The following is a 14,739-nucleotide window of genomic DNA, read 5'->3' as shown; positions in this document are numbered from 1 at the left end:
CCCTTTTTTAATAACAGACTTCCTACTGTCTACTGCCTACTGCTTTCTTCTGCCTGTAAATCAGGACAATCAGCCAAATTAAGCCGGTCAGGAACATGACGCTGCAAAGCGTCTGTCCGCGGCTCATGCCGAACAGGTCTACGCGGCCGATGTGCGCATCGGGCCTGCGGAAAAATTCAATGAAGAATCTAAAGAGGCCGTAGCCCATCAGGTACAGACAAGGCATCTTGTCGCGCAGCAACGGAATGCGCCTTAAGTTGTACAAAACTGCAAATAGAATCACGCCTTCGAACAGCATCTCGTAAAGCTGGCTCGGGTGGTGCAGAATCGGGTTCGTAATGGGACTGTCGTGGGCGAGCGGGAACCACATGCCGATACTGCTCGTGGTGACTTCGCCAAAAAGTTCGCCGTTAATAAAGTTGCCCCAGCGACCCCAAGTGTAGGCGAGCGGCGCCAGCATAAAGCAAAGGTTCAGGCCTTCCCACACTTTCATCTTGTTGCGCTTCAGGCCAATGTAGGTGAAAATCGTGCCGAGAATCATGCCGCCGTGATAGCTCATACCCGAAATGCCCGTAAAGTGGTAACCGAGCGCATCGTGGGTCATCGGGAAAATGATTTCGGTCGGATTGGCAAGGTAGTAGCCAGGCTTGTAAAAGAACACGTAGCCCAGGCGTGCACCGATAATGATGCCAGCGATAATCCAGGTGAACAGACTGTCGAACTGGTCCTTGGTGTAGCCCAGCTTTTCCTTCTTGTTCACGTGCATCAGCGTCAGGTAGCCAGTCACGAAGGCGAAAATGTACATGATGCCGTACCAGCGCACCGGGAAATTCCCGAGCGTAAAGGCCGTTCCGTCAAAATAAGAAGGGATTAGATTCCACCATGTCGGTTCCATTTTACTTTCCTTTCTTGGGTAAATATTGGTGTGCCCAGTAGTTAAACAGCATTCCGGCGACCTGGGTTGCCGGCTGCGAGCGCATGCCCTGCAAGTCGTGCACCTGCATAATCACGAGCACCACCGCCTTGCTCGGGTCCGCCTTGGACTGTGCAAAACCCATGAACCATTCGTAGCGGCCGTATGGGTCATGTCCGTCGAGAGACCCCGTCTTTCCGCCGATGGTGAGAGCCTCGTAGTTCTTGCGGGCCATATGCTTGGTCGAAATGTTCTTGCGGGCGGTGCCGTGCGTGACCGTGCGGATCATCGCTTCGCGCAGGCCATAATAAGTGTTGTCGCTGAATTTGCCTACCTCAAGCGCAATGCGGCTCTTGGGGGCGAAACCGTCCAGGTTGGCGGCCCACGGGATTTCGAGCGGCTTTTTCATGAGAATGGAGCGGACCTGGGCGGCGGCAAGGAGCGGAGTCAAGGTGGTCGCTTCCGTAAAGCCGCTGCTGACTTCGGCGAGGCCGTAGCCGGTATCGGGCGGAGCGTAGTTGGAACGCGGGGGAAGTGCTCCCGGGAAGTTCGTGTTGTAGCCGAGCTTCTTGGCGGCGCTGCGCAGACGTTCGGCACCCACGTTCATGCCCACGATGGCCATCGGCGGGTTCGCGGACTTGGCGTAAGCGTCTTGTAGTTCAATAAACGGTCCCTTGTAGCCTTCCTTGACGCGCAGCTGGTTCTTGTAAAGGTGAATGCTGGAGCCAATCATCGGAATCTGCGACGTGAGCGAGTAGCGGTTCGATTCCATGGCGGCCGAAATGGTGACCGTCTTTGCAAGCGATGCTGCCGGGAAGGTGTTCTTGATAAAGTAGTCGGGCTTTTCCTGTACGTGGTTGTTGCGGCGTTCGCCCCAGGCAATGATTTCGTTGCTCTGGGGGTCCACCATCAGTATCACCGCGTGTTCGGGGCGGAATCGGCGAAGCAGGTTGTCGATCTTTTCGGCCATGAAAACATCTTTTTGGGCCTTGATGTGCGTGCTGTCGATGACATCTACTTCGGCAGGATTTTCGGGAACGACGGCGGCGGCAACCGTTGCCTGCGTGTTCGCCAGGTCTTCGGAATCGGCCTTGGGGAAAAGTCCCGTTTCGCTTAGCTGTTCGGCCTGCAGGGTGGCATTATTTGCGGCGGTAGAATCGATAGCTTCTGCGTATTCATCTTCTTCAGCGGGCTTCGGTGGTTCTTTCTCGCCAAAAATGCAGGTGCCCATCAGGGCGCAAATTCCCATAAAAACGGAAAAAACGATAATTCGGTTGCGGATCCTGACGGCGTAGGGGAGCCTTTTTTTCGGAAGGTAGTTATTATAGTCCATCTTAAAGTTTAAGCGTTACTTAAAAATCGTCTTGCGGTAGTACTGGAGTTCGGCGATGCTTTCGCGGATATCGTCCAGGGCCTGGTGCTTTTCCATCTTCTGGAATTCCGGCAAGTCCGGGTACCAGCGGAAGGTCAGTTCCTTGATGGAACTCACGTCGATGTTTCTGTAGTTCAGCCAGCCGGTCAAAAGCGGCATGTACTTGTACAGAAAACGCCTGTCCTGCGTAATGGAATTCCCGCAGAGCACGTTTCCGCGTTCGGTAGTGAAGGGCTTGATGAAGTCGAGCGTCATCTTGTCGGCGTCGGCCATAGTGAGAGTCGACTTGCGGCAGCGTTCCACGAGTCCGCTCTGGGTGTGGTGACGCTTGTTCCAGTCGTCCATGCCTTCAAAAATGTTTTCGGTCTGGTGAATTGCCAAGACGGGCCCTTCGGCCAAAATATTCAAGTTCGGGTCGGTTACGATCGTCGCTATTTCGAGAATGACGTCCCTCTCCGGCTCGAGACCCGACATTTCGAGGTCCATCCAGACGAGGTTCGGTGCGCTTTTAATTCTTGCCATAACGCGGACAATTTAAAAAAAAATGATGTTCAAAATTGAATGGGTGAATGGTTATTGATGTATTTCTGCCTAGGAATGATAATTTTTTTATTTTTTGAATATGGAGCCTCTGTACAAATTGTTGCGAATGGCGTTTTCTCCAGAAGAGGGCTCGTTCGCTTTAGACCGTAAGTTGAGTGATTCCGAATGGGCGTCGGTTCATTCGGAAAGTTTGCGTCATTTGGTGACAGCAATCGCTTACCGCTCCATTAACCGTTTGCCCAAGGAGCTGCGCCCTTCTATGGAACTTGTATTCCAATGGGCGAGCGAAGCGGAGACTGTCAAGGGGCATAACGAACTTCTGAATGCCGAGGCGGCTAGGCTTGCGCAGCTGTTCGAGGCGCAGGGCCGCAAGACGGCCGTGTTGAAGGGAGCTGCCAACGCAAGACTTTACCCGGATCCGTTCATGCGGCATGCCGGCGATATCGACTTGTGGGTTGAAGGTGGCCGCAAAAGCGTTGTGGCTCTTGTGAAAAAAATGGGCTACGAACTTGACGAAAAGGACGAGGGCTCTCCGCATCATATCCATATTCAAGGCGCAAGCAAGGTTCCCGTAGAAGTTCATTTTAGGCCTTCTTCTGGAGTGTTTAATCCTTTTGCGAGACGGCGCCTGCTGCGGTATTTGGAAAACGAAATCTTGAATACGGAGCGTGTGCCCGAAGGATTTTCTGTACCCTCTATCAAGTTCGCTCTTGCGATGCAGTTGGCGCATATCCAGCGGCATTTTTTCAAGGGGGGAGTGGGGCTCAAGCAGCTTGTGGACTATTTTGTTTTGCTCGAGCATTCTACAGCCAATGACCGTCGCGAAATTTCGGCGAAGCTTTCTCGATTTGGCCTCAAGCGGCTGGGGGCTGCCGTCATGTGGATCATGGGCGAGGTTTTCGGTCTCGAAAATGACAAAATGTTGGTGCCCCCTGACGCAAAACTGGGCAAAAGGATGCTTGCCGAGGTTTACGAAAGCGGAAACTTCGGGTTTAACCGCGTGAACGCCAAGGACGAGCACGGAATGAATTTCGTGGTACGTTGGCTGGGGAATCGCTGGAAAACGATTCGCTTGGTGCCTTTTTCGCTGTCTGAAGTTTTTTGGCAAGAGGCGGATTATTGGCGAGATTTCGTCAGAAAGATCCCTTTACGTATCAAATATCGCCGGATTTCGATTTGGGATTTGTACCACTAGGTCGCTCAAAATGGCTCCAATCGGTCTGTTTGTAGTATAATTATAAGCAGATTGTATTAAATTTCTAAAAATTTAAGACAAGATACCTCCTGAGGGTGGCGCTTTTTTTCTATATTTGGGCGCACTATGGAAGAAGTTGTAATTACAGGTATGGGGTGTGTTTCCGCCCTCGGCAATACGCCGGAACTCCTTTGGAACAACCTGCTGGAAGGTAAATCCGGACTCGCAACGATCGATCGCTTCGACGTGACCAACTATCCGATCAAGATAGCTGCCGCCGTCAAGGAATTCGATGGTTCCGAATTTATTTCCCCGCGTGATTCGTCCCGTCTGTCCAGGTGCATCCAGTACGCTGTGTATGCTTCTTTCCAGGCACTCAAGAACGCCGGTATTTCTCCCGAAAACGAAGATCCGACCCGCTCTGGCGTGATTATCGGTTCCGGTATCGGCGGTATGCAGATTTATAGCGATTCCGTCGTTTCGCTTTCGAACCGTGGCCCGAGCCGCGTGTCCCCGTTCTTCATTCCGATGTCTATCGTGAACATGCCCGCTGGCGAAGTTTCCAACCGCACTGGCTGGATGGGCCCCTGCTACGCAGTGGTTTCCGCTTGCGCAACCTCTAACCACTCTATCGCCGCCGCCTACGACCAGATCCGCTTGGGCCGCGCCGATATCATGCTCGCCGGTGGTACCGACGAAACCGTGAACAATGTGGCTCTCGCTGGCTTTACCTCTATGAAGGCCTTGAGCAAGCGCAACGACGATCCGACGACGGCTTCTCGTCCGTTCGATAAGGACCGCGATGGTTTCGTGATCGGTGAAGGTTCTGGCATTCTCGTTCTCGAAAGCCTTACGCATGCCAAGAAGCGTGGCGCCAACATTCTCGCTCGCGTGGCCGGCATCGGCATGAGCGCAGACGCTCACCATATGTCCGCCCCGCGTGAAGACGGCGAAGGCGTCCGCCTCGCTATCGAAATGGCTCTCCGCGAAGCCGGTATTTCCCCGAAGGATGTGGGCTACGTGAACACGCACGGTACTTCGACTCCGCTCGGCGACGTTGCTGAATGCTCCGCCCTCGAAAAGGTCTTTGCCGGTGCTACCGACAACCTCAAGGTGAATTCCTCCAAGTGCATGATCGGCCACGCTCTCGGCGCCGCCGGTGCTCTCGAAGCCATCATCACCGTGAAGTCCTTGCAGAATCAGATGATTCATGCGACCACGAACGTGTTCAACCAGGACGAACGCATCCACCTCGATGTGTGCGCCAACAAGAACACCAGCCACTCGTTCAACTACGCCATGTCCGACAGCTTCGGCTTCGGTGGCCAGAACAGCGTGCTGCTCCTCGGCCGCAACTAGTCGCATCACACACTACGCATTTAGAAAGCCTTCCGGAGTTTCGTTCTCTGGGGCTTTTTTTGTTGTTTTTGAAAAAGGAATATGTCATAATCATATTCCTGCAAAAAAAGTGGGAAATGTTAATCTAATGGCGATAAAATAGATTATATTATAGATGTACCTCATACCCTTAAATCATGGGAGGATTATCATGAAAAAAACAAATCTGCTCGCTTTGTGCATTTTAGCCGTTAGTTTTGTTTTTTTTGCGTGTTCGGATGACTCCAGTACGGGGAGTGGGACTGTGAACGTCCCTGTTGTTCATAATGCAGCAATGAAGTCGTCCACCGATTATACGGTTAGAAAGCCTTGTAATAAAGATGAAGATGTCGCTAAAGCAATGCTTGCTATAGAAACCGATACCACGAAAACGATTCCGTTTCTTATGAATGAAGATGGCTCTGCGACAGTGACCATGGTATTTAGTTTATGCAAAATAAATACCATTATGTATGAGATAAAAAATGATACGCTGTATATTTCGGGAAAGTATATGGATGAGGCGGATTGTTCTGTTAGTAAAGACAGTCTGTGTTCTACCGGAACAGTATTCAAATGTATTTGTCTTCAAGAACTGGACTTGAATATACCGTCTGAGTTTGTTGGAGCAAAGTATCTCTATTATTCTGCTAAAAAGACCTATGTTATAGACTATATTAAGAAATAAGTCTAAAAAGAATCAAACGTTTTGCTTAATGCTGCGTTTGCATTGCAATTGTAAAGAAAAATTTCTATCTTGAAGCCCGTGAATTTTTTTCGGGCTTTTATAATTTCTGTCGTGGCGCTCCTGTTTGCAAGCGTTTCCTTGCAGGCTGCCCCTAGTGATCCGCTGACTTGGCGCGATTCCACGTGGGATTTCCGCAGCGAAGATCCGGGCGATACAACGCAGTTCTCGGTTGCCAAGAGCGTGGGCGTTGCCTCGACGGTTTTGATTGCCTATGGCGCCGCCTATTGGCTCGTGTTCAAGAAGGGCTGGTGGGACGAAGGTGGCGGGCGATTCCGCTTCGAAAATGATTTTGACTACGCCTTGAACCTGGATAAGTTCGGCCATTTCGCCTCGGGCGTCATGATGGGCGAGTCATTTTACGAAGGGTACCGCTGGGCGGGAATTTCCGAATTTTATTCGTACTTGTTCGCGGGCTTTTCGGCGATGGCGACCCATATTGCAATCGACGTGAAAGACGGCTTTTCGCCGGAGTGGGGCTTTAGCGTTTTCGACGTGCTTTCGGGAACGCTAGGCGGCTTCTTGCCGATGGCGGAACGCTATGTGCCTGTGTTCAAGTATGTGGACCTCAAGTGGAGCTACTGGATCAATACTAAAGCGTATTACAGACAAAGTAAAACAGGCGTGTTTACCGACGACTATTGTAACCAAACATTCTGGGCGTCGTTCAAGGTTTACCGCATGTTGCCTAAGGCCGCGCGTCAGTATTATCCGAGTTGGCTTGCCATTGCAGCGGGCTTAAGCATTGACGAAGGTGTGTTCCTGCACGACAAAAATGTGACGCCGCATCGTGAAGTCTATATCGCGCTGGATTACGACCTGGAAGCATTCCGCCCGCAGAGCCGCATGGCACGCACTATCGTGAAGTACCTGAATTACTTCAAGTTGCCTGCCCCCACCGTGCAAGTTTATCCCGAATTCCACTGGTACTTGCTGTACCCGATTAAATTTTAGTACTTCCTACAGCCTACTTTCTCTCGTCTCTCGTCTCTCGTCTCTTATCTAAATTTCTATCTTTGCCCCCGTATGTTTACGGGTATTATTCAATCTACCGGTGAAATCGTTTCTATCGAAAGTAGGGGCGATGCGCTTACCATGCGCCTTAAGTCACCGGGCTTTTTTAAGAATTGTAAGTTGGGCGACAGTGTCGCCAACGATGGTGTGTGTCTTTCCATTGAATCTTGTACCGATGACGAAGCCACTTTTTGCCTGATGCACCAGACGGTGGAAAACACGGGCTTCAAGCAGGCTGCTGTCGGCAAGTTGGTGAATTTGGAGCTTCCGTGTCGTGCAGACAGCTTTATGGGTGGTCACTTTGTGATGGGCCATGTGGACTGCATTACCGAAGTCATCAAGGTGACTCCGCGTGAAACGGGTGTCGAAGTGGATTTGAAGCTTCCGGCTGACCTGCGTCGCTATGTGATTCGCCGCGGTTCGATTTCTCTCAACGGAATCAGCCTGACGGTCGCTGAAAAGTTTGAAGATTCCATTCGCGTGTGCATTATCCCAGAAACCTTGGCCCGCACGAACCTGCGCAACTGGGTTCCGGGTACAATTGTGAATGTGGAAGTCGACATGCTCGGCAAGTATATTGAAAATTATCTGAAGGAACGTGACCTTGCTTAATACGATTGAAGAGGCCATAGAAGATTTTAAGAACGGCAAGTTTTTGATTGTGGTTGATGACGAAGACCGCGAAAACGAAGGCGACTTTGTCATTGCCGCCGAAAAGATTACGCCCGAAAAGGTGAACTTCATGCTCCACGAAGGTCGTGGCGTGCTTTGCGCACCGCTCCCGATCAAGCGTTGCCATGAACTGAACCTCACGCGGCAGACCGCCGAGAATACCTCGATTTTGGGCACGCCTTTTACCATCATGGTCGACAAGATTGAAGGCTGCACCACGGGTGTGTCCGCTCACGACCGCGCTGCAACGATTCTCGCTCTTTCGGACCCGAATTCCAAGCCCAGCGACTTCGGCAGGCCGGGGCATATCTCGCCCCTGTACGCCCAGGAAGAGGGCGTACTCCGTCGCGCAGGCCATACCGAAGCAGCTGTAGACCTAGCAAAGCTTGCGGGCCTGCGCCCGGCGGCCGCCTTGATTGAAATCATGAACGAAGACGGCACCATGGCTCGTATGCCGCAGCTTCAGGAAGTCGCGAAGAAGTTTAACCTCAAGATTATCTCGATCCGCGACCTCATCGATTACCGCCTGAAAAATGAAAAGCTCGTGCAGCGCGTAGCTGCTCCGCACGTGTCGACCAAGTACGGCGACTTTACCGCCTACGCTTACAAGAGCAAGACCGACGGTGTAGAACATGTGGCCTGGGTCGCGGGTAACCCCGACTTCAGTAAGCCGGTGTACGTGCGCGTGCATAGCGAATGCCTTACGGGCGATATCTTTGGTAGCCTGCGTTGCGATTGTGGCGAACAGCTGGCCGCCGCCATGAAGTTCATTGGCGAGCACGGCGGCGTGTTCCTTTACATGCGCGGTCAGGAAGGTCGTGGAATCGGCCTCTGCAACAAGCTCCGCGCTTACGAGCTGCAAGAAAAGGGCATGGATACGGTCGAAGCGAACTTGCACCTTGGGTTCAAGTCGGACCTGCGCCAGTACGGCACGGGTGCCCAGATTTTGGCTGACCTCGGCGTCAAGGAAATGAAGCTGCTCACGAATAACCCGAGCAAGATTTCGGGCATTACGGCTTATGGCCTTAAAATCGTGGAACGCGTGCCGATCGAAATTAAGCCGAACAAGGAAAACTTGTTCTACCTGCTCACGAAGCAGAAGAAGATGGGACACCAGCTGCACGTGGATGCCGCTGCCGAAGCGAATTTGAAAGAGGATAAGTAAATGGTGAACGAAATCAAGAATTCCCTCAATGGTAGTGGCCTCAAGGTGGCAATCGCCGTTGCCCGCTTTAACGAGGTCGTGACCGACAAGCTCCTGGAAGGGGCTGTGCGTCAGCTTGAACTGCTCGGTGTAGCAGACAAGGACATCACGGTCGTGCATGTGCCGGGCGCATTCGAACTTCCGGGCGTGTGCCGTCGCCTCGCTGATAGTGGCAAGTACAGTGCCGTGATGGCGCTGGGTGCCGTGATTCGCGGCGAAACCAGCCACTACGACGTGGTGGTGAACGCTTCTACCGGTGGCATCGCAAACATCGCTGCCGAAGGCAAGCTCCCCGTGATTCTTGGAATCCTCACCACCGATACCGTGGACCAGGCAATGAACCGTGCAGGCCTTAAGGCCGGCAACCTCGGCTCCAGCTGGGCATCAACCGCCGTTGAAATGGCAAACCTTTACAAGACCATCTAATTATTAGCGACACGATTATGAAAGTAAGTTACAGACCCGCCCGTGTTTTTGCCATGCAGCTCTTGTATGCCATGGAAATTACGGGCCAGACCGCAGGGGAGGCTCTTCCGGGAATCCTTGAATCCCAGCCCCTTCACGCTGAACAGAAAAAGTATGGAATGAAGTTGGTGGACCTGGTGCAGGCCCATCGCGAAGAACTCGACGAAAACATCAAGGCCGCGGCCGCCCACTGGGAACTGGACCGCATGGCAAGCCTTGACCGCATTGTGCTCCGCATTGCGATGGTCGAACTTTCTTACATCCCCGAAATCCCGATGAAGGTCGCAATTTCTGAAGCGGTGCAGATTGCCGCCAAGTACAGCACCGACAATTCGGATTCTTTCGTGAACGGCCTTTTGACTGGCTTTATGCGTAACCGTGGCATGGTTGTCACCGAACCTAAGGAAAAGTAAAATGCTCAAGGAAAAATGGATGAAACATATCTTCGCTGGCATTGCGGCATTAGTGGCACTGATTGTGTATGTGCTGACAATGGCTCCTACGGTAAGCTTCTGGGATTGCGGCGAATTCGTCGCCTGCGCCAATACCTTGGGTATTCCGCATCCTCCTGGAACTCCGTTCTTCGTGTTCCTCGCCCGTGCAGTCATCGTGCTGCTCCCGTTCGTGGGTGAAATCGCAAAGCGCGTGAACTATATCTCGGTGGTGAGCTCCGCGGCGACCGTCTATGTGACTGCTCTCTTTGCCTGGGAACTTTTGGCGACCGTCCTCAAGACTGATGCCCTCGCTGAAAAAATTTCTGCTAAAGTCCGCACGGTGGTGCTTGCTACGGCAGCCCTCGTTGCCGGTTTCCTCCTGACTTTCTCTGATACCTTCTGGTTCAACGCGGTCGAAGCCGAAGTCTACGGCATTGCCATGTTCATCTTGATGCTGGTGTCTTACCTCGGCCTCGTTTGGTACAACAAGCGTAACGAAGCTTACAGCGACCGCATTCTCATCTTTATCTGCTACATCGCCTTCCTCGGCGTGGGCGCTCATCTTTACACCATGCTTACGGTTCCTGCCGTGTTTGCTCTTTTGCTCGTGGCCGAACCCAAGAAGATTGTGGAACGCATTCCTATCTGGATTACGGGTACGCTCCTTTGCTCCGTGATTTACATGGTGTCTGCCTTTATCGAAATTTCTTTCGTTTGCTTGATCGCTCTTTCGATTCTTTGCTTGGCAAAGCCCATCAAGAACAAGGGTGTGCAGCGTAGCATGCGCCTGTCCCTGGCTTTTGCTTTCTTCGCCCTGATCGGTTACAGCACGCACCTTTACATTCCGATCCGTTCGGAACTGAACCCGATTATCGACGAAAACGACCCCGAAATCAACATCCGCGACGAACAAGGCAACCTCCAGCTCGGCAACCTCTTCAAGGACGAAAACTGGGTCGCCTTCAACAACTTCATTGAACGTAAGCAGTACGGCTCTGAAAGCATGATTAGCCGTGCCTTCTACCGTCGTTCTCGCCTTAGCCACCAGTTCCTCTCGTTCCCGCACATGGGTTACGGTGGATACCAGATGGCTCAGTACCTGCCTTACAAGGTGGGCGACGTGAACTACGCCAATGGCATTTACACGTTTGATGCCGCCGACAATCAGCCGGTGGAACGCCTCGGTATCAAGTTCCCGACGCAGATGAGCTTCATGGGAGACGCTACGCTCCCGCAGTTCATGATGTTCTTGCTCTTTAACGGTCTCCTGGTGATGGTTTGCGTGTTCGTCTGGAAGCGCAACCGTAACGTGGGCGTGTTTGTTTCGGTGCTTTATGCCCTTTGCTCTCTCGGCTTGTTGTTCTATATCAACTTCGCCGACGGCACCCGCATGGAACAGCGCGAACACGACTACTGGGTGAGCGTGATGAGCCGCAATGTGTCTGACCTGAATGCACGTGGCATGGGTATTACGGCTCTCCCGGATCCGAACGAACTCATCGACATGCGTCAGAACATTGAGTACACCAAGATCCGTATGGAAACGCTCAAGGCTCATGGTGCTCCGGATGCCCGTTTGGCCGAACTCCAGCGTGAACTCGATGGCTACACCAATTCCGCAATCTGGCAGAACTGGCAGAAGATCGAAAGTGGCTTTGCCCAGGTGGGTGGCCGCGCTCCGTTCCCCGATGCCGTGCATCTGGAAGTCCGTGAACGTGACTACTTCTATACTCCGGCCTTTATTTTCATGAGCATGATTTACGGTATCGGCGCCGGTATCCTGGTGTTCCTTGCCGCCACATCTAGCTTCGCCGCATTTGCAAATCCGGTGGCCGCACTCCTGGTTGCCGTTTCGTTCCTGGTGCCCTGCGTTTCCAACTACAAGGAACATGACCGTTCTGGCCTCTGGGTTCCTTGGGATTACGCTTACAACTTGCTGAATAGCTGCCGCCCGAACGCTATCCTTTTCACCAACGGTGATAACGATACCTTCCCGCTGTGGTTCGCTCAGGAAGTGGCCGGCATCCGTAAGGACGTTCGCGTGGTGAACCTCTCGCTCGGTAATACCGACTGGTATATCAAGCAGATGCTCGACAACGAACCGATTCTGAAACTCAGCTACGACAAGGCCGCTATCGATCGCGACATGGTGCTCGACAACAGCTCAGCCTCGAATCCGAACCATCAGGTTTCTACGTGGGTGAAGAACGCCCAGCGTCTGATGCCGCAGCTCAAGAACCGTATCGATGCTATGGAAGGCCAGCAGCTTTCTGCCGCTGATTCTGCCAAGCTTATGCAGTTCAAGGTGCACTACCAGGTGTGGGATGCCTTTACCGAATGGGCTGCCCGTACTCGTAGCGGTATGATGCTCACGCAGCATAAGCTCGTGATTGACCTTGCTCTCCAGAACATGGACAAGCCGATTGAAATCTCCACGACCGTCGGTACTTCCAACTTCATGGGCCTTGAAAAGTACATGGTGCAAGAAGGTATGGTCTACAACTTCGTGAAGGGTGATTTGAACCCCAAGCGCAACGCCTTTGATGCAAAGTTCACGGCAGACCTCATTGATTCCGTGTTCAAGTTCCGCGGCCTCGGTGACGGCACCGCTTACATTAACGAAGAAACTTCCCGCTTGCTTTCGGGTTACGTTTCCCTGTACCTGCAGATTTCTTTTGATGCTCGTGACAAGATCTCCAAGATCCGCAATGAACATCCGTTCACGGCCGAAAAGAAGGCTCAGGTGGACAGCATCGCTGCTGCCGCTGTGAAGTATCTTGAATTGGGCATCAAGCAGTTCCCCTCGGAATGGCGTAACTACTGGGCAGCGGCATTCGTTTACGAAGCTGCCGGCCAGAAGATCAATGCCCAGGAAGTGCTGAACCGCGGTCTTAACAGTGTTCCGGCCTATGAAGAAGGTGGCCGAGCACGTCTCCTGATGAGTGGCCGTCAGATCGAGAATATGTCTGACGAACCCTTGAAGGTTGAAGAACCCGCCCCGGCTGAACCGGCCGATTCCGCTGAAAAGGATTCTGCCAAGGAACCTGCTGTCGTTGCAGCCAAGTAATTTTTGCGATAAGAGGAGAGGATACGAATGGATTTGAGTCTTGTTATTCCGGTTAAGGAAGAAAGCGAGAACCTGCCTGAACTTTTTAAGGAGATTGTAGCGGCCATTGAGCCTACGGGCTTTACCTACGAAGTCATCATTATCGATGACGGTAGCCGAGACAACACTTGGGAAGTGGTGGAGTCTTTATCCAAGGAGTATACCTTTATTCGCGCGTTCCGCTTCCAGTTCAACTGCGGAAAGGCTGCTGGACTTGCCTTCGGCTTTTCCAAGGCTCGCGGCAAGTACGTGGCCACGCTGGACGGCGACCTGCAAGATGACCCGCTCGAAATTCCGAAGATGATCAAGATTCTGGATGATGGCTACGACCTGGTTTCGGGTTGGAAGATTCGTCGTCTGGATCCCTGGCACAAGACGTGGCCCTCCAAGCTTTTCAACTTGACGGTCTCGATTGTGTGCGGTCAGCGTCTGCATGACTTTAACTGCGGTATCAAGGCTTATCGCAGTTCCGTGGTGCGCTTTATTCACCTGTACGGTGACTACCACCGCTTTATTCCGGTGATGGCCAAGTGGCAGGGCTTCCGCATTACAGAAATGCCGGTCGCTCACCGAGCCCGCATTCACGGTGTGTCTAAATACGGCGTATCTCGCTTGGTGTCCGGGTTCCTCGATTTGGTTTCCCTGATGTTCATACGCAGTTTCGCCTCCAAGCCGCTTCATTTCTTTGGCTTGCTCGGCTTGATTTTTATGCTGCTCGGTTTCGGCATTTCGGGCTACTTTGGCTACGAATGGTTCCAGACCGGCGCTCTTCACGAGCGTCCGCTCCTGTTGGCAGGCGGCTTCTCGCTGGTGATGGGCGTGCAGTTCATTTCTCTTGGCCTTTTGGGCGAAATGATGAACGGAAGCAAAAAGCAGAGCTATCCGGTGGCCGAATCGATTCGTGAAATTGTAGATTTGAGTTAGGAGAAGGTTGGTTTATGGCGTATCCTAAAAGTCTTGTAATTGTCCCGACTTATAATGAGAAAGAAAATATCATGCTCATTATGTCGGCTATTTTGGAACAGAACGAATGTCTGGAAATCTTGGTAGTTGACGATGGCAGTCCCGATGGTACGGGCGACATGGTCGAAGAAGAAACCAAGAAGAATCCGCGCGTTCACCTGATTCGCCGTAAGGGCAAGATGGGCCTCGGCTCCGCTTATGTGACCGGTTTCAAATGGGCTCTCGAACGCGACTACGAACGCGTCTTCGAAATGGACGCCGACTTTAGCCATGCTCCTACGGACTTGAATCGCTTTTTGGAAACCGCTGAAGATGCCGATCTCGTGCTCGGTAGCCGCTACCAGAATCACCGCATCAGCGTGGTGAACTGGGACTTGCGTCGCCTGATTCTCAGCTACGGTGCAAACGTCTATACCCGCATCGTGACGGGACTTCCGATTAGCGATGCCACGGGCGGTTTCAAGTGCTTCCGCCGCGAAGCGTTGCAGGCCTTGAACCTCGACAAGATGAAGAGTGACGGTTACTGCTTCCAGATCGAGACCACCTTCAAGATTTGGAAGAAGGGGCTCCGCGTCAAGGAAATTCCGATCATCTTTACGGACCGCACCCGTGGTACTTCCAAGATGAGCGGCGGTATTATTTCCGAAGCATTCTTCCTGGTCCTCAAACTTCGTCTAGGACTCGCATAACTTCCCACTTCCTACTGTCTACTTCCTACTGTCTACTTCCTTCCTCT

General features: G+C 52.4%; 14 protein-coding genes. 11 read left to right on the top strand and 3 right to left on the bottom strand.

Annotated elements, in window-relative coordinates:
• Positions 1 to 22: 22 nt before the first annotated feature.
• From lgt to orn, 3 genes are all read right to left on the bottom strand, one after another.
• Positions 23 to 895, bottom strand: coding sequence for a prolipoprotein diacylglyceryl transferase (gene lgt, locus BUA40_RS05395; protein ID WP_072799212.1), 873 nt, complete (start codon positions 893 to 895; stop codon positions 23 to 25).
• A gap of 1 nt (position 896) precedes the next feature.
• Positions 897 to 2,162, bottom strand: a complete 1,266-nt coding sequence (locus BUA40_RS05390; RefSeq protein WP_255369216.1) for a penicillin-binding transpeptidase domain-containing protein — start codon at positions 2,160 to 2,162, stop codon at positions 897 to 899.
• A gap of 99 nt (positions 2,163 to 2,261) precedes the next feature.
• The gene (gene orn / locus BUA40_RS05385; protein WP_072799329.1) at positions 2,262 to 2,798 is read right to left on the bottom strand and encodes an oligoribonuclease; all 537 of its coding nucleotides are present in this window, start codon (positions 2,796 to 2,798) and stop codon (positions 2,262 to 2,264) included.
• Positions 2,799 to 2,934: 136 nt separating this feature from the next.
• Between orn and BUA40_RS05380 the strand changes: the two genes are divergently transcribed.
• From BUA40_RS05380 to BUA40_RS05330, 11 genes are all read left to right on the top strand, one after another.
• Positions 2,935 to 4,023 carry a nucleotidyltransferase domain-containing protein gene (locus BUA40_RS05380; RefSeq protein ID WP_178299554.1) on the top strand — a complete coding sequence of 363 codons (1,089 nt, stop codon included), beginning with the start codon at positions 2,935 to 2,937 and terminating at the stop codon, positions 4,021 to 4,023.
• Between the two features lie 126 nt (positions 4,024 to 4,149).
• A complete protein-coding gene (gene fabF / locus BUA40_RS05375; RefSeq protein ID WP_072799206.1) occupies positions 4,150 to 5,382 on the top strand; it encodes a beta-ketoacyl-ACP synthase II in 1,233 nt (410 codons plus the stop codon).
• A gap of 190 nt (positions 5,383 to 5,572) precedes the next feature.
• Positions 5,573 to 6,088, top strand: coding sequence for a hypothetical protein (locus BUA40_RS05370; RefSeq protein ID WP_143149695.1), 516 nt, complete (start codon positions 5,573 to 5,575; stop codon positions 6,086 to 6,088).
• Between the two features lie 78 nt (positions 6,089 to 6,166).
• Positions 6,167 to 7,099, top strand: a complete 933-nt coding sequence (locus BUA40_RS05365; protein ID WP_255369215.1) for a YfiM family protein — start codon at positions 6,167 to 6,169, stop codon at positions 7,097 to 7,099.
• Positions 7,100 to 7,171: 72 nt separating this feature from the next.
• Complete coding sequence (locus tag BUA40_RS05360) at positions 7,172 to 7,771, top strand: riboflavin synthase (RefSeq protein ID WP_072799199.1); 600 nt, start codon at positions 7,172 to 7,174, stop codon at positions 7,769 to 7,771.
• Entirely contained in the window at positions 7,758 to 8,996 is a 1,239-nt protein-coding gene (locus BUA40_RS05355; RefSeq protein WP_072799197.1) for a bifunctional 3,4-dihydroxy-2-butanone-4-phosphate synthase/GTP cyclohydrolase II, read from the top strand. The genes BUA40_RS05360 and BUA40_RS05355 overlap by 14 nt, the downstream gene beginning before the upstream one ends.
• A gap of 3 nt (positions 8,997 to 8,999) precedes the next feature.
• Positions 9,000 to 9,461 carry a 6,7-dimethyl-8-ribityllumazine synthase gene (gene ribH / locus BUA40_RS05350; protein WP_072799326.1) on the top strand — a complete coding sequence of 154 codons (462 nt, stop codon included), beginning with the start codon at positions 9,000 to 9,002 and terminating at the stop codon, positions 9,459 to 9,461.
• Positions 9,462 to 9,478: 17 nt separating this feature from the next.
• Positions 9,479 to 9,913: a transcription antitermination factor NusB gene (gene nusB / locus BUA40_RS05345; RefSeq protein WP_255369214.1), complete on the top strand. Its 435-nt coding sequence runs from the start codon at positions 9,479 to 9,481 to the stop codon at positions 9,911 to 9,913.
• Between the two features lie 19 nt (positions 9,914 to 9,932).
• Entirely contained in the window at positions 9,933 to 13,001 is a 3,069-nt protein-coding gene (locus tag BUA40_RS05340) for a glycosyltransferase family 117 protein (RefSeq protein WP_255369213.1), read from the top strand.
• A gap of 27 nt (positions 13,002 to 13,028) precedes the next feature.
• Positions 13,029 to 13,964 (top strand): glycosyltransferase family 2 protein, encoded by a 936-nt coding sequence (locus BUA40_RS05335; RefSeq protein WP_072799190.1) that lies wholly within the window; start codon positions 13,029 to 13,031, stop codon positions 13,962 to 13,964.
• A 14-nt stretch (positions 13,965 to 13,978) separates the two neighbouring features.
• Positions 13,979 to 14,692: a polyprenol monophosphomannose synthase gene (locus BUA40_RS05330; RefSeq protein ID WP_072799187.1), complete on the top strand. Its 714-nt coding sequence runs from the start codon at positions 13,979 to 13,981 to the stop codon at positions 14,690 to 14,692.
• Positions 14,693 to 14,739: the final 47 nt, after the last annotated feature.

Origin of the sequence: Fibrobacter sp. UWT2 (assembly GCF_900142545.1) — a bacterium.
GTDB lineage: Bacteria > Fibrobacterota > Fibrobacteria > Fibrobacterales > Fibrobacteraceae > Fibrobacter.
This window is presented reverse-complemented; position numbering and strand designations above follow the sequence as displayed.